The organism is Citrifermentans bremense R1 (genome assembly GCF_000426865.1).
In the GTDB taxonomy this organism is placed as follows: Bacteria; Desulfobacterota; Desulfuromonadia; order Geobacterales; family Geobacteraceae; genus Geomonas; species Geomonas bremensis.
This window is the reverse complement of record NZ_AUGE01000032.1, coordinates 1-23217: the sequence shown is the minus strand read 5'-3', so window position 1 is coordinate 23217 and position 23217 is coordinate 1. Positions and strand designations below refer to the sequence as shown.

General features: G+C 60.9%; 18 protein-coding genes and 1 pseudogene. 10 read left to right on the top strand and 9 right to left on the bottom strand.

The window, feature by feature from the left end:
* Nucleotides 1-106 precede the first annotated feature (106 nt).
* The 5 genes from K419_RS0116085 (at nucleotide 107) to K419_RS0116065 (ending at nucleotide 8763) form a co-directional block, all read left to right on the top strand.
* Complete coding sequence (locus K419_RS0116085) at nucleotides 107-604, top strand: DUF3124 domain-containing protein (protein WP_026842483.1); 498 nt, start codon at nucleotides 107-109, stop codon at nucleotides 602-604.
* 13 nt (nucleotides 605-617) lie between these two features.
* Nucleotides 618-3311: a cation-translocating P-type ATPase gene (locus K419_RS0116080; RefSeq protein ID WP_026842482.1), complete on the top strand. Its 2694-nt coding sequence runs from the start codon at nucleotides 618-620 to the stop codon at nucleotides 3309-3311.
* Between the two features lie 144 nt (nucleotides 3312-3455).
* The gene (locus tag K419_RS0116075) at nucleotides 3456-5456 is read left to right on the top strand and encodes a monovalent cation:proton antiporter family protein (RefSeq protein ID WP_026842481.1); all 2001 of its coding nucleotides are present in this window, start codon (nucleotides 3456-3458) and stop codon (nucleotides 5454-5456) included.
* A 105-nt stretch (nucleotides 5457-5561) separates the two neighbouring features.
* Nucleotides 5562-8090 carry a glycogen/starch/alpha-glucan phosphorylase gene (locus K419_RS0116070; protein WP_026842480.1) on the top strand — a complete coding sequence of 843 codons (2529 nt, stop codon included), beginning with the start codon at nucleotides 5562-5564 and terminating at the stop codon, nucleotides 8088-8090.
* 175 nt (nucleotides 8091-8265) lie between these two features.
* Nucleotides 8266-8763, top strand: a complete 498-nt coding sequence (locus K419_RS0116065; RefSeq protein ID WP_026842479.1) for a chemotaxis protein CheW — start codon at nucleotides 8266-8268, stop codon at nucleotides 8761-8763.
* 76 nt (nucleotides 8764-8839) lie between these two features.
* Here K419_RS0116065 and K419_RS0116060 read toward each other — a convergent pair whose 3' ends face one another.
* The 5 genes from K419_RS0116060 to K419_RS0116040 form a co-directional block, all read right to left on the bottom strand.
* Nucleotides 8840-10375, bottom strand: a complete 1536-nt coding sequence (locus tag K419_RS0116060) for a Ppx/GppA phosphatase family protein (protein WP_026842478.1) — start codon at nucleotides 10373-10375, stop codon at nucleotides 8840-8842.
* 143 nt (nucleotides 10376-10518) lie between these two features.
* Complete coding sequence (locus tag K419_RS0116055) at nucleotides 10519-11043, bottom strand: helix-hairpin-helix domain-containing protein (protein ID WP_026842477.1); 525 nt, start codon at nucleotides 11041-11043, stop codon at nucleotides 10519-10521.
* Nucleotides 11044-11091: 48 nt separating this feature from the next.
* Entirely contained in the window at nucleotides 11092-11613 is a 522-nt protein-coding gene (locus K419_RS0116050; protein ID WP_026842476.1) for a SixA phosphatase family protein, read from the bottom strand.
* Nucleotides 11614-11848: 235 nt separating this feature from the next.
* Complete coding sequence (locus K419_RS0116045) at nucleotides 11849-12148, bottom strand: hypothetical protein (protein ID WP_026842475.1); 300 nt, start codon at nucleotides 12146-12148, stop codon at nucleotides 11849-11851.
* Nucleotides 12149-12160: 12 nt separating this feature from the next.
* Nucleotides 12161-12403, bottom strand: a complete 243-nt coding sequence (locus tag K419_RS0116040; protein ID WP_026842474.1) for a hypothetical protein — start codon at nucleotides 12401-12403, stop codon at nucleotides 12161-12163.
* Between the two features lie 322 nt (nucleotides 12404-12725).
* Between K419_RS0116040 and K419_RS0116035 the strand changes: the two genes are divergently transcribed.
* Nucleotides 12726-14018, top strand: a complete 1293-nt coding sequence (locus tag K419_RS0116035; protein ID WP_026842473.1) for an amidohydrolase — start codon at nucleotides 12726-12728, stop codon at nucleotides 14016-14018.
* A 59-nt stretch (nucleotides 14019-14077) separates the two neighbouring features.
* On the opposite strand, the gene K419_RS0116030 is transcribed toward K419_RS0116035, so the two are convergent.
* A complete protein-coding gene (locus K419_RS0116030) occupies nucleotides 14078-15604 on the bottom strand; it encodes a DUF3300 domain-containing protein (protein WP_026842472.1) in 1527 nt (508 codons plus the stop codon).
* A 143-nt stretch (nucleotides 15605-15747) separates the two neighbouring features.
* Complete coding sequence (locus K419_RS0116025) at nucleotides 15748-18138, bottom strand: PAS domain-containing hybrid sensor histidine kinase/response regulator (RefSeq protein WP_026842471.1); 2391 nt, start codon at nucleotides 18136-18138, stop codon at nucleotides 15748-15750.
* Nucleotides 18139-18541: 403 nt separating this feature from the next.
* Between K419_RS0116025 and K419_RS0116020 the strand changes: the two genes are divergently transcribed.
* From K419_RS0116020 to K419_RS0116010, 3 genes are read left to right on the top strand one after another with little or no spacing between them, the layout of a single operon-like run.
* Nucleotides 18542-19624, top strand: coding sequence for an energy-coupling factor ABC transporter permease (locus K419_RS0116020; RefSeq protein ID WP_026842470.1), 1083 nt, complete (start codon nucleotides 18542-18544; stop codon nucleotides 19622-19624).
* Nucleotides 19625-19650: 26 nt separating this feature from the next.
* On the top strand, nucleotides 19651-20463 hold the full coding sequence (gene cbiQ / locus K419_RS0116015) for a cobalt ECF transporter T component CbiQ (protein WP_026842469.1): 813 nt from the start codon (nucleotides 19651-19653) through the stop codon (nucleotides 20461-20463).
* Nucleotides 20460-21209: an energy-coupling factor ABC transporter ATP-binding protein gene (locus tag K419_RS0116010; RefSeq protein ID WP_026842468.1), complete on the top strand. Its 750-nt coding sequence runs from the start codon at nucleotides 20460-20462 to the stop codon at nucleotides 21207-21209. The genes cbiQ and K419_RS0116010 overlap by 4 nt, the downstream gene beginning before the upstream one ends.
* A gap of 158 nt (nucleotides 21210-21367) precedes the next feature.
* Here K419_RS0116010 and K419_RS0116005 read toward each other — a convergent pair whose 3' ends face one another.
* Nucleotides 21368-21568, bottom strand: a complete 201-nt coding sequence (locus K419_RS0116005) for a cold-shock protein (RefSeq protein WP_012530655.1) — start codon at nucleotides 21566-21568, stop codon at nucleotides 21368-21370.
* A gap of 246 nt (nucleotides 21569-21814) precedes the next feature.
* Between K419_RS0116005 and K419_RS0116000 the strand changes: the two genes are divergently transcribed.
* Entirely contained in the window at nucleotides 21815-22279 is a 465-nt protein-coding gene (locus tag K419_RS0116000) for a YaiI/YqxD family protein (protein WP_026842467.1), read from the top strand.
* Nucleotides 22280-22906: 627 nt separating this feature from the next.
* On the opposite strand, the pseudogene K419_RS22180 reads toward K419_RS0116000, so the two are convergent.
* Nucleotides 22907-23217, bottom strand: a pseudogene (locus K419_RS22180) (hypothetical protein); the annotation flags it as partial.

The following is a 23217-nucleotide window of genomic DNA, read 5'->3' as shown; positions in this document are numbered from 1 at the left end:
AATGACTTCCTTGCAAAAACGAATTGCAGTCCGTAATCCGCGTTGCCTTAGATCTTCCGCTTCGCACTCAGTCAGTTCCTCAAGTATCTAACTCTGGAGAATCTTCATGCCTTATCTAGGTCGAAATTTTCGTCACTGGCTCCCGCTTGTCCTTTTCCTTTGCCTGTCACTGACTGTCTCCGCGTTAGCCGCCTCAGGTGAAGTCAGACTTTCACGTGGGCAGAGCGTCTACGTCCCGGTCTACTCCAACGTCTTCAGCGGTCCGCGCAGCCTTCCCTTCCAACTGGCGGCGACGCTGGGTATCCGCAACACCGACCCAACCGCCTCCCTGCGTATCACCTCCATCGACTACTACGACACCAACGGCAGGCTGATCCGGCGCTACCTGGACAAGCCCGTCCTCCTGGGGCCGCTGGCAACGCGCTACGTTCACTTGGAGGAAAAGGACGAGGCCGGCGGCTTCGGCGCCAACTTCATCGTCAGGTGGCAGGCCGACCGCGTCATCAACGCGCCGGTCATCGAGTGCGTCATGATCGGCGCCACCTCCGGCCAGGGGATCTCCTTCGTAAGCCCGGGGCAGGAGATTCGCGAAGGCAACAGGTAAGAAGGTGGACCCCATGAGCGCACCCGATAAGACCGAGCGGCAGCAAGCCTGGCATGTCCTTGAGGTCGAGGCAGCCATGGCGGCGGTGGGGTCGACCCCCCGGGGGCTTTCCTTCGAGGAGGCCCGCTACAGGCTTGCCAAGCATGGTCCGAACGAACTCGTGGCGGCGCGCCGCATCTCCCCCTGGTCCGTCTTTTTGCAGCAGTTCAAGAACGTGCTCATCGTGATTCTGCTGGTTTCCGCCGGGCTCTCCGCTTTCTTAGGCCACGCGGTCGAGGCGGCGGCCATTGCGGTGATCGTTCTCTTCGCCGCACTCCTCGGCTTTATCCAGGAGTACCGGGCGGAAAAGGCCATCGAGGCGCTACGCGAGATGGCCGCTCCGGAAGCGGCCGTGCTTCGCGACGGCAAAGAACAACGGGTGCCGGCACGCGAGTTGGTCCCGGGGGACCTGGTGCTTCTGCGCGCCGGAGACCGGGTTCCCGCCGACCTGCGGCTGGTGGACGCCTACAACCTGAAGCTCGAGGAATCCGCTCTTACCGGCGAATCGGTGGCGGTGGAGAAGAATCAGGCAGTGCTCGGGGACCCGGCGCTTTCCTTGGGCGAGCGGAGCAACATGGCCTACGCCGGGACGGCGGCAAGCTACGGCCGCGGCAGCGGTGTCGTGGTCGCCACCGGCATGGAGACCGAGTTCGGCAAGATCGCCGGGATGATCGCGGGGATAGAGTCGGGGCGGACCCCCTTGCAGGAGAACCTGGACCGGGTCGGAAAGCTCCTTGCCAAGGCTGCCCTGGCAGGGGTGGCGGTGATCGTGGCCGCAGGGCTTTTGCGCGGCGAGCCCTTCGTTGGGATGCTGATCTTCGGCATTGCCTTGGGTGTCGCCGTGGTTCCGGAGGCGCTTCCCGCCGTGGTCACCATATCGCTTGCCCTCGGCGTGCAGCGCATGGTGAAGCGCCACGCGCTGATGCGGCGCCTCGCCGCGGTCGAAACCCTGGGGAGCACCACGGTCATTTGCTCGGACAAGACTGGGACCTTGACCCGCGACGAAATGACCGTGCGCAGCTGTTTCGCCGCAGGGGAATTCTTCGACTTTTCCGGCGCGGGTTACCAGCCGCAAGGGGAGGTGACCCGAAACGGGGCGGCCATCGAGCCGAGCCCTGCTCTGAGGCTCCTTTTGCAGGGGGCGGCGCTCGCTTGCGACGCCCGTATCGAGCAGGAAGAGGGAGGTGGGCGTTTCATCGTGAAGGGAGATGCCACCGAAGGGGCGCTGGTGGTGGCCGCCGCCAAGGCGGGGCTGGCGAAGGCGGACCTGGAGGCGCGCTACCCGCGGGTGGACGAGATCCCCTTTACCTCGGAGAGTAAGCGGATGACCACGCTGCACCGGGACGGGGAATCTATCGTCGCCTACGCCAAAGGGGCACCTGAAGTGATCCTCTCTTCTTGCGGCTTCGAACTTTACGCTGAAGGGGAGCGCCCCCTGGACCCGGCTGCCAGGGAGCGGATAGGCGAGGTCTCCCGCGCCATGGCCGAGTCCGCGCTCAGGGTGCTGGCTGTGGCTCGCAAAAATGCTACGGACAGGAACGGGGCGGAAACCGGGATGACCCTCTTGGGCCTCGTGGGGATGATCGACCCCCCGAGGCCCGAAGCGGCCGAAGCCATACACACCTGCGGCGAGGCCGGGATCAGGCCGGTCATGATCACCGGAGACCACCCGGTCACCGCCGCGGCCGTGGCGCGCGAGTTGGGCCTTCTCACTAAAGGGCGTGCCATCACCGGCGCAGAGCTCGAGGCCATGGACGAGGAGCGGTTCGACAAGGAAGTGGAGTCGATCCAGGTCTACGCCCGGGTGGCCCCTGCCCACAAGCTGCGGGTGGTCGGCGCGCTGCAGAAAAAAGGGCACGTGGTCGCCATGACCGGTGACGGCGTCAACGACGCCCCGGCGCTCAAAAAGGCGGATATCGGCATCGCCATGGGGATCACGGGGACAGCGGTCAGCAAGGAGGCCGCCGCCATGATTCTCACCGACGACAACTTCGCCTCCATCGTGGCCGCGGTGGAAGAGGGGAGGGGGATCTACGACAACATCAAGAAATACCTTATGTATCTCCTCTCCTCCAATGCCGGCGAAATAGGCCTCATGGCCGGGGCGATGCTCCTGGGACTCCCCTTGCCGCTAAGCGCGGTGCAGATACTCTACGTGAACCTCGCCACCGACGGACTTCCCGCCTTGGCCCTGGCCGTGGACCCGGCCGAAAAAGAGCTGATGCGGCGTCCCCCGCGCGACTCGTCCGGCGGGATCTTCACCCGGCCGGTGGTGACGATGATACTGGCCGGCGGGGCGTGGTCGACGCTGGTGAACCTCCTTCTTTTTTCCTGGGCGCGCGCCTCGGGGTGCAGCGACCGCGAGGCGATGACCATGACCTTTGTCTCGCTGGTCCTGATCCAGTTTTTCAAGGCGTACAACTTCCGCTCCGACCGCTACTCGGTGTTGAGAAGCCCTTTCGCCAACCGCTGGCTTAACTTGGCCGTCCTCTGGGAACTGGCCCTTTTGCTGGTAGTGGTCTACCTCCCCGCGCTGCAGCGCCCCTTCGGGACCTTCGCGCTGACTGGACGGGAATGGCTCATTATCGCCCTAGCCGCCGGGACCATCTTCCCGGTGCTGGAGCTGTGCAAATGGCTTGAGCGGCGCGGGGCGTTTGGGAAAATCTGAAAAGCAGATAAAGGAAAGGCAGATAAAGGTTGAGATTAAGACTGAGATCAGATTGAGATTGAGATTGAGGAAAGGCGGATTTAGGAAAGACAGATAGAGATAAAGCTAAAGTTCACAAAGCAAGTCATTCTGGAGCGAGGTGGCATGGAATTCGTAGCATTAAGGGACATAGTGGTTCTTTTCGGGTTGGCGCTTTTAACCGTGGTGCTGTTGCGCCGTTTCAACCTCCCCTCCATCATAGGTTTTCTCATCACCGGGGTCGTGGCCGGCCCCCACGCCCTGCGCTTCATCAAAAACGCCCACCAGGTCGAGCAGATGGCGGAGATCGGCGTGGTGCTCCTTCTTTTCACCATCGGCATCGAATTTTCCTTGAAGGAGCTGATGCGCATCCGGCACATGGTGCTTTTGGGCGGCGGGCTGCAACTTGCGCTCACCATAGCGGTGGTGGCGGTCATCGGCACCCTTTACGGCTTTCCCATGTCTCAGGGGATCTTTTTCGGCTTCCTGGTGGCCCTCTCCTCTACCGCCATTTTGCTGAAGCTGATGATGGACGCAGGCGAGACGGATACGCCGCAGGGAAAGACCGCGCTCGGCATCCTCATCTTCCAGGACCTCTGCATCGTGCCGCTCATGCTCTTCACCCCGTTTCTTGCCGGCGGCGGCAGCGGACTGGCCGACATAGCGATCGTCTCCGCCAAGGCCGTCGCCGTCGTGGTCGGAGCCCATTTCGGGGCCAGGTTCGTCATCCCGTGGATCTTCGAGCAGGTGGTGAAGACCAGAAGCCGCGAATTGTTCGTGCTCAGCATCATCTTCATCGGCATGGGAACCGCTTGGCTTACCTCCCAGGCGGGGCTTTCGCTTGCCCTAGGCGCCTTCATCGCCGGCCTTGCCATCTCCGAGTCGGAGTACAGCCACCAGGCCTTAAGCGACATCATGCCCTTTCGCGAAGCGTTCATGAGCCTCTTTTTTATCTCGGTGGGGATGCTGCTCAAGCCCGCCATCCTGCTCAAGTTCCCGTTTTTGCTCATCGGGATGGTGCTAGCCATCATCCTGATCAAGGCGGTCCTTTCTGCCGCTGTGGTGTTCGTACTCGGGCTCCCCATGCGCATCGCCATTATCGCTGCGCTCTCCCTGGCCCAGATCGGCGAGTTTTCCTTCGTCCTCTCCAGAAGCGGCCTTTCGCACGGGCTCCTCACCCCTGAGACCTATCAGCTCTTTTTGGCCGCGTCCATCGCTACCATGGCGCTCACCCCCCTCTGCATGAAGGTCTCCAGCCCGGTCGCCGATTACCTCACCAAGCTGCTGCCGCACGAATGGACCCGGGGGAGGAGCTCCCTCGCGCAAAACGGAGAGAAGGCTACCCTTGACGACCACATCATCATCGTCGGGTTCGGCGTGAATGGGAAGAATCTGGCCCGGGTGCTCAAGAACCTGGAGATCCCGCACGTCGCCATCGACACCAACCCCTTCACGGTCCGCAGCCAGACCCGCATGGGGGAACAGATCATTTTCGGCGACGCCTCCAAACCCGAGATCCTCACCCACGCAGGTATCGAGCAGGCACGCATCGTCGTGGTCGCCATCTCCGACGCAGCCGCCAGCAGGCGTCTCGTCTCCCTGGCGAGGAAGATGAACCCGTCGATCCATGTGATCGTGCGTACCCGCTACCTCCTGGAGATGGAGCCCCTCTTCATGCTGGGGGCAAACGAGGTGATACCGGAGGAGTTCGAGACCTCGGTGGAGATTCTCTCCAGGGTGCTGAAGCGCTTTTTGATCCCGCAGGACGTGGTGGAGGAATGCATAGCCGACGTGCGGCGGGACGGCTACGAGATGTTGCGCACGGCTAGCAAAAGGCATAGCCATGCCGTCGGCATCACCGGGTTTTTATCTGGCGCCGAGGTGGGGAGCTTCCGGGTGCAGAAAGGGTCGCCGGTCGAAGGCGAGTCTTTGAGGGAGGGGCTTTTGCGCACGCAATCGGGGGTTACGCTCGTTGCGGTGAAGCGCGGCTCCGACATCACCCCCAACCCCGACCCGGTCTGGCAGTTCAGCGAGAACGACATCGCGCTCGTTCTCGGCACGCCTGAGCAGATGCGGGCGGCGGCAAAGCTCTTCGAGCCGGCGAGAGCCGCGGCCGGCGAACCCTGAGGTTACAGTTACCGTCGCCTCGAACCGAATAGTAGGTACACTGTAGCGGTTGCCGAATCCGGAACGGATTCCAGTTACCAAATTCCAGCATAAGGAGCATGACCGATGGCGAATACCGAAACTGACATCCTCTGCGCCCCCGGACTTGAAGACCTGCCTCCTCTGCCGATGGACGCGAAGAGCCTGGTGAACGATTTCACCCACCATTACTTTCATCACTTGGGACGCGACAGGAATTGCCGCAACATCCGCTACAACTACCAGGCCCTCGCCTTCACGGTCCGGGAGCGCCTGATCGAGCGCTGGAACAACACCCGTTACGCCTACATCGATGCCGACACCAAGACCGGCTACTACCTCTCGCTCGAATTCCTCATGGGGCGGGCGCTGGGAAACGCCATGCTGAACCTGGGGCTCGACGACGCCGCCCACAGGGCGATGGAGCAACTTGGTATTCGCCTGGAGCAGGTAGCGGAGGAGGAGATCGATGCGGGGCTTGGCAACGGCGGCCTCGGAAGGCTCGCCGCCTGTTTCCTCGACAGCTGCGCCACCTTGCAGCTCCCGGTGATGGGGTATGGCATCCGTTACGAGTACGGCATGTTCCGCCAGCGCATCGAAAACGGCAGGCAGGTCGAGGAGCCGGACCACTGGCTGCGCGACGGCAACCCCTGGGAAATGGAGCGCCCGGAGTACACCCAGCGCATCCGCTTCGGCGGGAGGACCGAGTGCAGCCGCACCGACGACGGGAGCCTCACCTACCGTTGGCTCGACACCCACGATATCCTCGCCGTTCCCTACGATCTACCCATCCCGGGGTACAAAAACGGCATCGTCAACACGCTCAGGCTCTGGAAGTCCGCCGCCACCGACGCCTTCGACCTCGAAGAGTTCAACGCCGGGAGCTATACCGAATCGGTGGCGATGAAGAACGAGGCGGAGAACATCACCATGGTGCTCTACCCTAACGACGCCAGCGAGAACGGCAAGGAGCTGAGGCTCAGGCAGCAGTACTTCCTCGCCTCGGCGAGCCTGCAGGACGTCCTTGCCCGCTGGAAGCACCGGCAGGGAGAGGTGTTCGGCCACTTCGCCGAGAGGAACGTGTTCCAACTGAACGACACCCACCCAAGCTGCGCCGTCCCGGAGCTGATGCGGCTACTCATGGACGAAAAGGGGATGGGATGGGACGAGGCGTGGTCGATCACCACCCGTACCATGGCCTACACCAATCACACCCTGCTCCCCGAGGCGCTGGAGAAATGGCCGGTGCCGCTTTTCCGGCAGCTTTTGCCGCGCCTTATGGAGATCATCCTGGAGATAAACGCGCGCTTTCTCGCCGAGGTCTCCAGCCGCTGGCCCGGCGACAATGAACGGCTGCGCAACATGTCCATCATCGAGGAGGGGCCGGTGCCTCAGGTGCGCATGGCCTACCTTGCCATCGTGGGGAGCTTCTCGGTGAACGGCGTCGCTGCGCTCCACTCGCAACTATTGGTGCAAGGGCTTTTCAGGGATTTCTACGAGCTTTGGCCGGAGAAGTTCAACAACAAGACCAACGGCGTCACCCCGCGGCGCTGGCTGGTCAAGTGCAACCCCGGGCTCGCCTCGCTCATCGCCGGCAGGATAGGGGAGGGGTTCATCGCCGACCTGGGAAGGATCTCGCAGGTGGCACCCCTGGCTGACGATCCCGAATTCCGCAGTAAATGGCACGCAGTGAAACAGGCCAACAAGGAGCGACTCGCCGCCGTCGTCCTCGACCAGTGCGGGGTCCCCTTCAACCCTGAGAGCCTCTTCGACGTCCAGGTAAAAAGGATTCACGAGTACAAGCGCCAACTCCTGAACGTGCTGCACGTGATCCATCTCTACGACCGGATCAAGCGCGGCGACACCGGGGAATGGACCAACCGCTGCGTGCTGATCGGCGGCAAGGCGGCGCCGGGGTACCACATGGCGAAACTGATCATCAAGCTGATCGGCAACGTCGCCAAGGTCGTGAACGAGGATCCCCTGGTCGGCGACCGGCTCAAGGTCGCGTTCTTCCCCAACTACCGGGTGACCGCCATGGAGGTGATCTGCCCGGGAACCGACCTGTCCGAGCAGATCTCAACTGCCGGCAAAGAAGCCTCCGGGACCGGAAACATGAAGTTCATGATGAACGGCGCCATCACCATCGGCACGCTGGACGGCGCCAACATCGAGATCCGGGAGGAGGTGGGGGACGAGAACTTCTTCGTCTTCGGCCGGACTGCCGAAGAGGTGGAGCATCAGCGCCGCAGCTACAACCCGGCCGGCATCATCGCAGCCGATCCCGACCTGAACCGGGTAATGCAATTGCTGACCAGCGGCCACTTCAACATGTTCGAGGCGGGGCTCTTCGACCCCATCATCCAGGCGATCGCGAACCCGGGGGACCCGTGGATGGTCGCGGCCGACTTCCGCAGCTACGTGCAGGCGCAAAAACGCGCGGCAGCAGCCTACCTGGACCGGGAAGCATGGACCCGGATGAGCATCGTCAACAGCGCGCGCAGCGGCAAGTTTTCCACCGACCGGACCATAGCCGAGTACAACGAGGAGATCTGGCGCCTGAGGCCGGTAAGCCCCTTGCCGCTCGTACAGTCGGAGCCTCAAGGGAAGCTCTGACCGTTTGGCGAGCGGGACTCGTTCGCTTTCACCGTTGGCTCGTACCTACGTGCAACTCTTTTTTCGCTTTAGAACTCGCCTATTCTGCCGATAATCGACAAGTAGGCGACCGGGGGGGCTTAAATCCCCGGGCCCAATTCAAGACGACGATCAAGACATTCCCCGGAGGAAACACATGTCGACAGCCATAGTGCCGGTAAAAGCCGGTGTATCGAAAAGCGAACTCATCCAGTTGGTCAGCTTCAATCTCGGCGCCGAGGAGTACGCAGTCGAGGTGCTCAAGGTGCGCGAAATCATCAGGATGACGCCGATAACCCACATCCCCAACACCCCCCCCAGCGTGGAAGGGATCATCAACCTGCGCGGCAAGGTGATTCCCATCATCTCGCTTCGCAACCGCTTCGGGATGTCGAGCACCGAAGACGATCAGCACACAAGGATCATGGTGATGGACATCGACGGCAAGCTGATGGGGTTCATAGTCGACGGGGTGTCGGAGGTGATCCGCATTTCCAACGCCGAGATCCAGCCTCCTCCCAGCATAGCCGCCGGCGGCATCGACCAGGACTTCATCTGCGGGGTCATCAAGCACGCGGAGCAGTTGCTGCTTATGCTGCAGCTCGACCGGATGTTCACCAGCGAAGAGCAGGACGCCTTCGCCGGGATGGCATAGGGCCAGTCCCTTCTGCTACCAACGTCGTTTGCTGATAGAGCCAAAAAAAGGACCCGGCGCCTGCCGGGTCCTTTTTTCATTCAGCTGTCTGCAGCGCAAGCTTCAGATGGAAAGCCTCCTGCAGCAGGTCCCCCTTCGCCTTCGCGCCGTACAGTTCCACCGACATGTCCTCATAGCCTACCAGGGTCACGCGCAGCGTGTCGTCCGGCGCGAGCCGGCAGCGAAGCTCTTGCACCGCGCCGTTTCGGCGCCGGTCCAGCCCGTCGCAAAGCCGCAGTATCCCCCCGAGGCGCGAAACCAGCAACTGGTCGGCTGCCGGCAACCGCACGAACTGGTCGTGCTTTTTCTTGGGGATCGATTTGCGGTGGTAGCGCGCGACGTTGGCGATCAACTCCCGTTCGCGCGGGGTGAAGCCGAAGAGGTCGGCATGGCGGATCAGGTGGTAGGAGTGCTTGTGGTGGCTGGAATAGTTGATGAAATAGCCGACGTCGTGCAAAAGCGCCGCCGCCTCCAGCAGCCGCAGCTCCCGTTCCGCCAGCTTGAATTTGGGCGCCAAAGCCTTCGCCACCTGCTGGGCCAGTTTGGCCACGTGCTCCGCGTGATCCTGGTCGAAATGGCAGGAATGGCCGAACTCCTGCGCCGAGTTGCGCCAGGAGCGGGTCCTTTTCTCGTGGGGGAGCAGATTCTGCCGCCGCAGCCCCCTCAGTATTAATCCTTCCCTGATGCCGCGCTCGTTCACCTTGAGCAGGTTCACCTGGAAAAAATCCATCAGTTCGTCGACTACGGTGACCCCGGCCACGATGATGTCGGATCGGTCCGGGTTGAGCCCGGGGACGGTGCGCCGTTCCTTGTCATTCTTTCTGACCAGCATGGCCAGAAGGTGCACCACCTCCGAGCGTAGCAGCTCGTAGCCGTGCACCGAGTCGTACTTCTCCTTTCTGGTGGCGGCAACCATGGCCGCGATCGAGGTGACGGTTCCGCCGGAGCCTACCAGGCACTGCATGCCGCTGCGCTCCCCGGTATAGGCCCGCTTCAGCGTCTTGCGGACGTGCTTGCGCAGTTTTTCGTGCTCGGAAGGGTGCACCGGGTCACCCTTGAGGAAGCTCTCGGTGAGGAAAACCGCTCCCAGTTCCAGGGAGATCATCTCCTCGGTATGGGAGCCGAGCGCGGCTATAAGCTCCATGCTCCCGCCGCCGATGTCGAAGATAAGGTGCCTGACCCCTTCCAGCTCAAAATTGTGCGCGGCGCTCAGTGCCGCAAGTTCGGCCTCCTCCTCGCCGCTGATGACTTCCACCTCGACGCCGGTGGCGGCCTTGATGGCCTGCACCAGGGCGGCGCCGTTACTCGCCTTGCGCATCGCGCTGGTGGCAACCGCCTCGATGGAGGCTACCCCGTAGCCGTCTATGATTTTCTTTTGTCGGGAAAGGGCTTCCAGCGCGCGGCTGCAGGCGGCGGGGGAGATGGCGCCGCTTTGGTGCAGGCCCTCGCCCAGTCGCACCAGCACCTTCTCGTCGTCGAGGATCTTGTATTTGCCGTTTCCGGAGGCCTCGATGATTATGCTGCGGATGGAGTTGGTGCCGATGTCGATGGCGGCAAGCCGGGTATGCTTCAAGGGGTTCTCCTCGCGCCTGCCCCGCACCCTTTACGCCGGGCAGTAGCGCCCGATGCTAGTGGGTCTCTTAGATGACAGGATGGCAGGGATTGTACCAAGAGAGAGCTCCTCTGGCAATGCAGGGAAGGACTGCAGACACAGTATCAACGGAGAGCTTTCAGTACTGCCTTCTTTGCTCTCTTAAACCCTTTGCGTATTTTCTTGAGAGTGGCGTCTTCCAGCCCTGTGACTCTTTTCTCCGCCTTTAACAGCGCCTTGTCTGCGCGTTTGCATCGTTTCTTGCCGAAATCGTGCATCTGGAGCAGCGCCATCTCGATCCGGTTCAGATCTGAGCTGAGTTTTCTACCGCACTTGTCGCTCATCTCCTCGCCGAAGCGGTCCCGGGTTTTCTCCGCCAGGGTCTCCACCTTGTCCCGCACCTCGGCAACGCGCTGCTGCATGGCGTCCGCAGGTTCCGTTTCCCGGTGCGGCGCCGTCCCGGCAAGCTGCCGTGATTGCACCACGATGGAGCTCACAGTGCGCGGGCTCATGCCACGTACCTTCTTCAGTCCTTCCTCTCCGGCCTCGGCAATCTTGGCGAAGCTGTCGAAACCTGCGTCGAAGAGACGTTTTTCCAGGGCTATGCCGACCCCCTTGAGTCGTTTCAGGTCCGCCGTTGACTGCACCATCGCGCACGCTCCTTGTCGTTCAATCGGTTGTGGTTTGAATGAAGCCGTTCATCGCCCGTCGTTTTGCAGGCGGTCCAGCGCCTTGCTGCGGGAGGTGATGATCTTCCCAGAACCGGTGACCATCTGGAGGAAACTCGCCTCGCCCCCGTCGAACCCCCTTTTGAACGAGACGGCTCCCCCCTTGGGTAACGCACACGGCTCCTGCACCCCTAAAAGCGCCTGAACCAACAGGCCGAAGTCCGGCTCGTGTCCCACGAGGACGATCTCGCGCGCCTGCGGGTTGGTCTTCAGCAGATCTTCAAGCGCTTCCGGCCGGAACCCCGGCGCCAACGGGCCGGATACGGCCAGCTCGCGCTTGTAGCGCAGCTTCTCCGCCAGGATGTCGGCGGTCTGCACGGACCTGACCAGGGGACTGGTGAGGATTATGTCCGGCTGGATTCCCAGGGTGTCCAGGCTCTTGGCGGTTTTCCTGAAGCGCCTTCTCCCGCGCCGGGTGAGGAAGCGGTGCTCCTCGGGTATCAAGGGACTTCTCTCTATTGCTTCTGCGTGTCTGACGATGTGTATGATCATGACAACTCCCTCATTTGAACCCGCTGAAGACTTTAACCAATCTGTATCAGTTTGCAACCGGCAGTATCAATTTGGGACTGATTCAAAGAGATGCCGCATAGCGCTTTAGAGGGGCTGTCATGGAGAAAATCGGCGGGGGAGGGGGAGCTATCTCGTCCGTATAGAGCGGAGGATCAAAGCGCCGCGCGCAGCGCAGGGACGAAAGAGGCATAAGCTGTGACTTCACTCCATGCCGTCACCGACTCAGCTCCAGCATCTCCTTGGTGCAACCAGTGAGAAAGTCGAAGACCTCGGCGCGGGTATTGAGGAAGCGGGGGAGATCCTGATTCATCAGGTCCTCCATGAAATGCAGCGTCGTGGCGTCGTCACGTTCCAGATGATCCATCGCCGCCTCAAGAACCGGTATGATTTCGTACAGGTCGTCCCGGTTGAAGGGCTCCCTGTCGCCGCTTCCGGCGAACTTGGGGGCGAACCTGGTCGAGACTACCTTCGGGTAACGGTACTTCAGATCCGATGCGCGTATGCTTATTCCCATGGCATTCCCCGTCTAGTGGCAACCGCAGGTGGAACTGCTGCAACCGGTGCGGCAGGAAAGTTCATCTTTCGCCTCAGTTCTCTTGGGATCATAGTTCTCCACCGAGGCCCTGCTGATCATCCAGATGTCGCCGTAAAGTTCACCCTCCAGCACTCTCCGCTTCACCAGCATGAGAACCTTGGTTTCGGTGGTAGACAGCAGGACGGCTGTTTCGGCTGCGGTCAAATATCTGCTTTCGTCTATGGACACAGGCATAGGGGCCACCTCCTTATGGCTATCCATGTTATTACACAGAACATGCCATCGCGTAACTGCTTGTTTTTCAATATGCGGATAGTTCTGTACATTTGCGGGGCTCTCACAGTTGCCCGATTAACAGTCATGCCTGCACCGATGACGGCAATTTACCGCCCGTTCAACGCCCTTACTCCATGCAAATTTGTCGCAGGCTGCACATCGGATGTTGATTAGATTTTTTATCCATAGTACCCTTGCGGCTTCCAGCGGCGCGGCAGACGCTGTTGTCCCCGTTACTGCCACGCAACCATAACCTCCGATACAGTAGGTGCGATTTCGTATGAACGACCAAGGAACCAGCGGCACTCTCACCGGCATGGTTGAAGCTGAACTCCCCTCCCTGGCCGCCATCTACCGGCAGCTGCACGCTCAGCCCGAACTCTCGGGGCAGGAGGAGCAGACCTCGGCACTTGTCGCCGCCGAGCTGCACGCCTTGGGTTACACGGTTACCGAAAGGGTGGGAAGATACCGCAATTACGACTGGCCTGGCTACGGCGTCGTCGCCGTTCTTTCCAACGGCATCGGGCCCACTGTGCTGCTTCGGGCCGACATGGACGCGCTCCCGGTTCAGGAAAAGACCGGCCTTCCCTATGCCAGCCAGGTCAAGGGGACCTACCGCGACGGTTACGAGGTGCCGGTCATGCATGCCTGCGGGCACGATATCCATGTCACGGTCTTGCTGGGGGTGGCGCGCCTCATGGCGCGGCTCAGGGGGAACTGGCAGGGATCCCTGGTTCTGGTCGCCCAACCCGGCGAAGAGGGGGGGGGCGGTGCGGACGCCATGTTGGATGACGGCGCCTACAGCTACTGCCCTAAGCCCGACTTTGTCCTGGCGCTGCACAGCACGCTGCACCTTAAGGCCGGCAGCGCCGGGTACGCCCCGGGGAACTTCATGGCGAGCTTGTGCGAGCTGGAGGTCGTAGTCCGCGGCGTCGGCTCCCATGGCTCGGCCCCCGAGTGCGGCAAGGACCCGGTCGTCATGGCCGCCCAGCTGGTGCTCGCCCTGCAGACCGTCGTCAGCCGGGAGAAAAACCCCAGAGAACCGGCAGTCTTAAGCGTCGGCTCCATTCACGGCGGCGCAGCCAGCAACGTGATACCGGACGAGGTCGTCCTGCAACTCAGCGTCAGGACCTATGACGACGGCGTTCGCGACCGTATCGTCGAATCGGTGCGCCGGATGGCCGCCGGCGTGGCGCTGGTCGCCGGGGTGCCCGATGACCGGTCTCCGCTCGTGAAGGTGAAGGTCTCCCATCCGGCGATCTACAACGACCCGGAGTTGGCCGAACGAGTGGCGGCTTCGCTGCGCCTGGCCTTAGGCCCCGGCAACGTCTACCGCAGCGAACCGAAGATGGTGAGTGAGGATTTCGGCTCATGGAGCCTGGAAGGGAAGATTCCCATCTGCATGTTCTGGCTGGGCGCAGCCGCCCCGGAAAGCTTCGAGGCGAGCCGGAAAAGCGGAGTGCCGCTTCCTTCGCACCATTCTCCTCTGTTCGCCCCACTCCCAGAGCCGACCATTCGGGCAGGTGTTGCCGGCCTGGCCCTGGCGGCACTGGACCTCTTCAAAGCGACCTGAGAAAAAGAGGGGACAAGTCGATGACTTGTCCCCTCTTTGTTCCGGTTCCTCTTTATCTTTTATCGAGCATCTCTTTCCTCTCGCTGTCCCCCCCTTGGTTCCGCCCTTTCACCGCCGCTGCGTCCACCGCCTCTTCCTGCACCCTCTCCAGACTCCCGTTCAGGCCTTGAGGGGCGAGGCGTCTCGATCTCCCTCGGCGCAACCGGGGGCGCCGGCGCCGGAACGACCGACGGCCTGGCCGCCGGGGGTGGGGTAACCCTTGTCGGCGGGGTCTCCAGCACCCTCGCCGGCGGCGTAGCTGTGCTCGGCGCCGGGACGGACGCGCGCGGGACCTCGCTGGTAGGGGTAGCAGGCGGCCGGTTTATCTGCCTTAGTTGCCGGCGACGCTCCTTTTGCTCCGTGCCGGCCGGCTGCTGGCCTGGTGCCGCAGGCGCCTGCTGCACGGCCGGTGCCTTATGCTGCTCTATCCTGGATGGGCGTTGCTGCTGGTTCTCGCCGGACGGCGCCGCCTCCATTCTTCCCGGGCGCTGCTGTGTCCGTCCCGGAGGTGCGCTTTCGGTCCTGCCGGGGCGCTGCTGTTCCACCCGGCCCGGAGCCGGCTGCGGTGTCTGCCCCTTGCGTTGCGGTTCGACCCGGCCCGGCCTGGGCTGGATTGCCTGCCCCGGGCGCCGCTGTTCGATCCTCGCACCCGGCGTAGCGGTTCCACGGCGCGTCTGCACGCGGGCGGGCTCGCTGCGTCCGCCTGTCCTGCCACGCCAGCGCAGCCCCTCGTCGCGCAGTTCGGTGCGATAGACCCGCGTGTCCCGCTGAACCACCCGGGTATTGACGGTGATGCTGGAGGCGCGCTGGTTGATGTAGATCCCGCGCCGGTCGTGGATGTGCGGGCGTGATCTGCTCACCCATCCGTTGCCGCGCCAGCCGTGGTAGTACACCCGGTGCTGTCGCCAGTCGCAGTCGCGGTTGAGCCAGGCCCCGATGGTGAACCCTGCGCTGAAGGTGATGAAGGGGTAGGAGGGGGAGTAGGGCTCGTAGTAAACCACGTAGGGGTCGTACACCGGCAGGTAGACGTACTGCGGCCTGGCCGGAACGATCCTGATGGTCCCTGCCTCGAAGATCACCAGCTGCTGGGAGGTACTGTAGAGATTGCCGGCCGCCCTGGCGTCGTCGCGCAGCCTCTGGATAGCGTCCATGACCTCCTGGGGCTGTTCGATGAAGGCCTGCCCGAGTGACGCGGTCCAATCCAGGTTCTGATCCATCATGTAAAGGACCTGCGGGTAGTGGGCGATGGCCCTGACGCTTAAATCCCACCACTGGTAGTCGACCCGGCCGGGGCCGTAGCGCCTGACAAAGCGCGCCGCGTCGTCTATCTGGTCCACGAAGGTCGCAGCCGGCAGGATCTGCGCGATCAGCGGGTCGGGGTAGAGGGCGATGGGGGCCAGCAATTCGTCGAGTTCGTCCGGCATCAGGAGGTCCGCGCCCGGCTGATAATACTCCTGCTGATAGCTGTCAGCCCAGGCTGAAGTGCCTTGGTTCAAGATCAGTGGGACCATGAGCGCAAGCAAAAGAATAAGCAGTGACTTTTTCATTTAGAATCTCCTCGCCTGTCTTGCCGTTAAATGACTGTCCTAGTCTAGCAGACTGACTCTATTTGGGCAAAAAAAAGGGGCAAGGCTACTTATTGTGAAGTAGCTTGTCCCTTTTCAGTCTGGACGCGTGCAGCTATTGAAAGTCAGGCCGCCTGAATCTCCAGGATCTTCGCATGCAGCCCCTCCATGTTGAACGGCTTCTCGACGTAGTGCAGTCCTGGTTGAATGATGCCGTGGCTCGCAATGACGTCGGAAGAGTAACCGGTCATAAAGAGCACCTTGGTGTCGGGGCGCAGTGCGGCGATTCCCCGTGCCATCTCCAGTCCGTTCATCTCGGGCATGATGACGTCGGTCAGCACCAAGTCGATGGACGTGGTCAGATCCGCACAGATGGAAAGAGCGATTTGAGGCCCCTCGGCCTGGATGACGCGGTAGCCGATCTTTTCCAGCATCTGGGTCGCCATGGTCCGGAGCATGGGGTCGTCCTCTACGACCAAAATCGTGCCCGATCCTTTGGGCTGGTCGGGGCACGGTTTTGCTTCTTCCACGGGCTCGTCCTTCAGGCGCGGCAGGTAGATCCGGAACGAGGTTCCTTCTCCCGGTTCACTGTCGACGTCGAGGAAACCGCCATTCTGGGTGACGATGCCGTAAACCGTGGCGAGCCCGAGTCCGGTTCCCTTGCCGACGTCCTTGGTGGTGAAGAAAGGCTCGAAGATCCTTTTGGTGAGTTCCTTGTCCATGCCGAAACCGGTATCCGCCACGGTGAGGCAGGCATACTCTCCGGGGCGCGCGTCGAGGCGGTAATCGCAGAATGCCTCGTCCACTGTAGCGTTCTCGGTGCTGATAGTCAGGCATCCCCCTTCGGGCATGGCGTCGCGGGCGTTGACCGCCAGGTTCATCAGTATCTGGTCCACCTGCGACGGGTCGATCTTCACGGTCCAAAGCGTAGTGGCAGGGATAAAGTCGAGTTTGATCTCCTCGCCGATCAGGCGGCTCAAGGTCTTTTCCGTCTCGATGCAGTGCATGTTCAGGTCCACCGCCCTGGGGGAGATAATCTCCTTCCTTGAGAAGGCGAGCAGCTTTCTCACCATGTCGCGCGAGCGCTCGCCCGCCTTGACGACCTCCTGGAGGTAGAGCCAAAGCGAGCTGTTTTCCTCAACCTCTATCTGGCAGAGCTGGGCGTACCCCATGATCACGCTCAGCATGTTGTTGAAGTCATGGGCCACGCCGCCGGCCAACTGCCCGATGGACTCCATCTTCTGCGAGTGCCTGAGTTGCGCCTCGATCTTGCGGTGCTCGGTGATGTCGATCCCGAAGCAGAGCGTCCCCAGCCGTTCGTCCTTTTCGATAATGGCGCTGTTGCGCCACGAGATGGTGCGCACAAGCCCTTCCTTGGTGACGATCTGGTTCTCGAAGGCGCAACGGTTCACGCTTTCGCCAACCATCCCCGGGATGGTGCACATCTTGTAGAAAGCTTCGGCCCCCATCACCGTCTCGAACCAGTTCTTTCCGATCAGCTCGTCGGCGGCATACCCGGTCACCTCCTCGGCGGTGCGGTTCAGAAGGGTCACGTTCCCTTTCAGGTCGAGCCCCAGGATCATCACGCACGCAGCCTGGATCAGGTTCTCGGTGTATTCCTTGGCGGCTTTGAGCTGTTCGACCGAATGCCTCCGCTCGGTGATGTTCTCCACCGAGAGCACCGTGCTGGCGATACGCCCTTCCTGGTATACCGGGGTCGCGCCGCAGGCGATGGCAATGGTGCTGCCGTCCTTTCTGAGCAGGTCGGTCTCGAACTTGACGATCTCGGCCTCGCCGCTCGACACCTGCCGCAGCTGCTCCAGGACCGTGTCGAACGATTGCGGGCAGAGCAGCCGGTCGATTTCCGAGCCGTACAGGTCCTCGCGGCGGTAGCCGCTCATCTCGGTGCACCGGCCGTTGACCATGGCGATCTTGCCGTCCGGATTGAGCACGATCACCGCGTTGGCGCTGCTCTCCATGACTTTGGTAAGGAAATTGTACGAATCCTGCAGCTTGCGGTTGGCGCGGTTGATGGCGCGGAAGGGGAGAAGTATGAATACCACCAGCCCGATGGAGAGACCGAAAACGGCCACCAGCGCACTTTTCGTCAGAATAGGCCTGAGCGAGCGGCTGATTTCCATGCTGCCGGTGGTCTTTCCGGCGAAAAAGATGTCGTGCGACTTGGTGATGGTCGGTTGGGCAGGCGGCTCCCCCCTGGTGGCAAGCACCCGGCCGTCGGCGTCGAGGATCCTGCTGAAGTCCGGGTGTCCCGAATTCTGGTTCTGCGGAAGCATACCCTCCAGCCGGTGAGCCTGAGTATGCAGCGATCCGGGTGTCTCGTCGATCAACCCGCCTACAATTCTGGCGTTGATCTCGGCTTCGGTCTCCAGACTCCCTACCACATACTGGTAACTCACGACGAAGTACCCGGCAGGGAAAAAGAGCGCGACGAAGAAAGCCAGCAGCACCGTGCAGTTTGCGGTGAAATGGACTGCTTTATTTTCTGAGGCGGCCATTGGGTAACGCTCCTTGCATCAGCAAAGAAAGAATGGACTTTGGTGCGGAGGAAAACTGTTCCAACAGGTAGTGCCGGGCCATTGCAGGGCGAGACATTAACATCATTTTAAAGGAAAGAGAAGGGGGTTTATTCGAAATCCTGCCCTCTAAATCTGAAAAGAGTTCTTCGTCTCCAAGCGCCTGACCAGTTTCAATACGACTCTCCAAGTAACATCGAAACCGTATACGCTATTACAGCCGTCTTGCCCCTGTTGCAGGGCAATATTGCGTTGACAGTGCTATGACCATCTTGTATATCTTGCGGTGTTACTTATGTGAGATTCGTGCTACGAGGGGACTGGCTCCGCAAGGTGCCTGTCCCCCTTCGATTCGCTGATCGCCCTGCACAAAGGAGAAGGCAACATGCATATGGCGGACGCTTTGCTTTCCCCGGCGGTGGGAGGAATCATGTGGGCGGTCTCGGCAGGGACCATCGCCCTCGGTTCAGCCCAACTGCGCCGGGAGCAGGACGACCGCCAGGCCTCCCTGATGGGAGTGTTGGGAGCCTTTCTTTTCGCCGCGCAGATGATCAACTTCTCCATACCGGGGACCGGTTCCAGCGGTCACTTGGGCGGCGGCCTGCTGCTGGCGGTCCTGCTCGGCCCTTCGGCCTCCTTCCTGACCATCGCCTCGGTGTTGGTGGTGCAGGCTCTTTTCTTTGCCGACGGCGGCCTCTTAGCGCTTGGCTGCAACATCTTCAACCTGGGCGTCATCCCTTCCTTTCTGGTATACCCGTTCTTGTACCGCGTCCTCTCGAAGGGGGGCATCTCCAAAGGGGACAGGCACCTTGCGGAGCCGGTCCCCGGCGGCGCGCCCGGCAAATGGCGGGAAACCGCGGCCGTCATGATATCAGCGCTAGTGGCGATGCAGTTGGGCTCCCTGGCCGTCGTGCTGGAAACCGGTTTGTCGGGTATCTCTTCGCTTCCCCTGGAACGTTTTCTGTTGCTGATGCAGCCCATACACCTCGCCATCGGTGCGGTCGAGGGGGCGGTGACAGTCGCCATCCTTTCCTTCGTGCGCAAGGCGCGCCCGGAACTGTTGCGGCGTGCTCCGGCTGGCAACGCCTGGCGCTCCCGCTTCGCAGTCTTGCTCGCCTTCCTCGTCATTGCCCTGGTCACCGGCGGCTTCCTTTCCCAATTGGCTTCCAAAAACCCGGACGGGCTGGAATGGTCGCTCTCTAAGGCGGGGGGCAAAGTCGCCGCTCCCGGTGCGGGAGAGGGTGTGCATGGTCTTCTCGCTCAGCTGCAGGAGAAAAGCGCCTGGTTCCCCGATTACGCCGTAAAGCGTGCCGCGCCCCGCCCACTGCCAAGGGGTGCCGGTGCTCTGCCGGATGCCGCGAGCGCCGTTCCGGGAGTAGTCGGCACAATCCTCACCCTTGCCCTGGTCTGCGTTGCCGGGGCGTTGTTGAAGAAAGGAAAGGAAAGGGTGGAGACCCCCGATGCCTGAAGCCCACCTCCTTTGTGGACCGGTCCATGGCATCTATTAGTGCTGCGCTGCTGGATTTAAAGCGGCTGGATCAACTGGCCTCCGGTACCACTTTCCTGCACCGGCTCGATGCCCGCGCGAAGGTGCTCGCCACGCTGGTCTTCATCGTCTGCGTCGTCTCCTTCGACCGCTACCAGATCTCCCCCCTCATCCCTTTTCTTATTTTTCCAGCGTTCCTGATCGCGGTGGGGGAACTCCCAACCCGGTACCTGTTGGGGAAGGTGGCGCTGGTCGCTCCCTTTGCCATCGCCGTAGGAATCTGCAACCCGTATTTCGACCGCCAATTGCTGCTGCAGCTAGGCGCTCTCCGGGTTACCGGCGGCTGGCTTTCCTTCGCCTCCATCGTGCTCCGTACCGGCCTCACCGTGGGCGCCGTCTTCACGCTTACCGCCCTCACCGGTTTCCCTGCCATCTGCCGCGCCCTGCAGCGCCTCGGCATGCCCCGCCCCTTTGCCTTGCAGCTCATGTTTCTCTACCGCTACCTATTTGTCCTGGCCGAAGAAGGCGGCCGCGCCGCCAAGGCCAGGGAACTCCGATGCTTCGGCAGGAAAGGAAGCGGCCTGAAAAGTTACGCCTCGCTCCTCGGGCATCTTTTGCTGCGGACCTGGCAGCGGGCCGAGCGCATGCACATGTCGATGCTGGCGCGTGGATTCTCCGGAACCTTTCCAGAGCAGGTCAAGGCGCGCCTGCGCTTCGCCGACGTCGCTTTCCTCTCCATCTGGGTCTTCCTTTGTATCGCCTTGAGGCTTTCCAACGTCACCCATTCGGTCGGCGCGCTCTTCACAGGATTACTGCCATGAGTCATCACATACTCGAAATAGATCGCCTGCGCCACGTCTATCCCGATGGCACCGAAGCCCTGCGCGAGGTCTCCATCCGCATCGTACATGGGGAATCCGTCGCCGTCATAGGCGCGAACGGTGCAGGGAAGTCGACCCTGCTAGCCCACCTGAACGGGCACCTGCTCCCTACTTCAGGCACCGTGCGGGTCGGGCATCTCCCCGTCGGGCGCGACACCCTGGCAGAGATCAGACGCACCGTCGGCATGGTGTTCCACGACCCCGACGACCAGCTATTCATGCCCACCGTGTACGAGGATGTCGCCTTCGGCCCGATGAACCTGGGCTTGAGCGGCGAGGATCTGGAGCGTTGCGTAAAGGATGCGCTGCGTCAGGTCGATGCGCTGCACCTAGCCGGCAAGCCTCCTTATCATTTGTCCGCCGGCGAAAAGCGGAGGGTTGCCATCGCCACCGTCCTTTCCATGTCGCCCGACATACTGGTCATGGATGAACCCGGCAACGGACTCGACCCGTACGCCCGTCGGCAATTGATCAACCTCTTGAAGGATTTCAAGCACAGTAAGATTGTGACCAGCCACGATCTCGACCTGGTGCTGGACCTGTGCGAACGGACCGTAGTGCTTAGTGGCGGAGAGGTGAGGGCGGATGGGCCGACCAGGGAGATATTTCAGGACGAGGCGCTGCTGAAGGAGTGTCGCCTGGAAAAGCCGCTTTCCATGCAAGGGTGTCCTATTTGCGGACCATGAGGCAGGGGCTAACCTCTTCCTCCCTTGGAAACGGAGGGTCGGTCACTTAACCTTCCTCCCCTGGAAGGGGAGGAAGGGGGAGGGGTAGGTTTACGGCCAAGAAACGAAAAAGGCCCCGGATTCCTCCGGGGCCTTCGATAAAGTTCTACGCTATGTGATTAAGCCCTGGAAACGTTAGCTGCCTGAAGCCCTTTCGGTCCCTTTACGATCTCGAAAGTTACGCTGTCGCCTTCGGTGAGGGATTTGAAGCCGTCGCCGTTGATAGCGGAGAAATGAACGAATACGTCCTCGCCATTTTCCTGCTCGAGAAAGCCAAAACCCTTGCTGTCGTTAAACCATTTCACAGTTCCGTTTACCATTTACTTACTTCTCCCATATTGCTGCTGTGTTAGTGTTCCGGGAATCCGCGGATGCGTAAACATATAGCATCTCCTGCACCATGTCAATCTTATAATTTGTTTTCGGTTAAAAATAACGCTCATAAAGCGACAGCCGGGCTGTCGCGTTGACAGGGCAGGTTCGCTGTAGTAGCGTGCAACGCTGCCTATGAGAGAATTTTTTCCGCCAATCACAACGTGCCGAAGGTGGTATCGCTGGAGTAGAGAATGAAGATTTGGATTGATGCAGATGCCTGTCCCCGAGTGGTAAAGGACATTGTGTTCCGCGCTTCAGAGCGTTTGAAAGTGCCGGTCTGTCTGGTAGCCAACACCGACCTTTCGCGCGCTCACACCTCGCTGATAACTTCCGTACGTGTCAAGGCAGGCTTTGACGTAGCCGACGACTACATAGCCGAGAATGCCGAGGCATGCGACCTCGTCATCACCGCCGACATTCCGCTTGCTGCCCGTGTGGTCGAGAAGGGTGGAGTTGCGCTTGACCCGCGCGGCGAACTTTACACCGAGGAGAACGTCGGCGAGCGTCTTTCCTACCGTAATCTGATGGCGGAATTGCGGACTGATGGGCTGCTGATCGGCGGACCTGCCCAGTTGGGCCGCACCGACCGCAATCGTTTCGCCTCCGCACTCGACCGTCTGCTCACCAAGATGGTGCGCGAGCACCGTTCCCAGTGATGCATGGATTTCCCAGAGCGTTCTGCGAATTATAGAGAGCGCTGTGTCAGTTACACAAAACGATGTGCGAGTCGTAGAGAGCGGTATGTAATCTACAGAGAGCGGTGCACGAGTCGTAGAGAGCGGTGTGTTGTTTACAGAGAGCGGTGCGTGAGTCGCCGAGAGCGATGTGTAATTTACAGAGAGCGGTGCACGAGTTGTAGAGAGCGATATGTAATTTACATAGAGCGGTGCATGAGTCACCGGGAGCGATACATAAGTTATCGAGACCGGTGCACGAGTTGTCAGGAGCGATAAATAAGTTGTCAAGCGCGATGCACGAGTCGTCGTGACCGATTAATAAGTTACCAAATGCGATGCACGAGTCGTAGGGAGCGATAAGTAATTTATCGGACGCGATGCACGAGTCATCTAGAGCAATATGTAATTTACCGAGAGGGATGTACGAGTCATCGAGAGCGAGATGATGGGCGTAGCGCGGTTTCGTAAACCGGAGCCCTCCTTTTGGGGGACTCCGGTTTATTTGTATCCGGTTACTTGGCCAACTCCGACAGCGCCTGTTGAGCCATGATTGAATGAACCGTTTGGGGGGGACCAGGGGGACGTAGTTGAGTTCGTTGAGTTGCTTCAGCCAATGGCGTGCAGGATAGGCATTTTGTCGTAGAGAACTTCACCTCTTTTTGCTGCCAAGACTATTCCGGAAGGTGAGAGACCAAGGGTCTTTGATAACTTGACGCCGCTATAGCCCAGTTTTCTGGTTGCGATATAGCACAAGACTGCACGTGCGTTGGCTAGTTCCTTGCGCTTGTTTCCATGCCGCAACGCCTCGGGCTCAAGGCCAAATGCAGCTGCAACTTGATCGGCTAGTTCATCCAATGGTAGGGGGGCTTCAACAGGAGTGAGATCCTCTGTCTCTCTCCAGAGATGCTCAACGAACT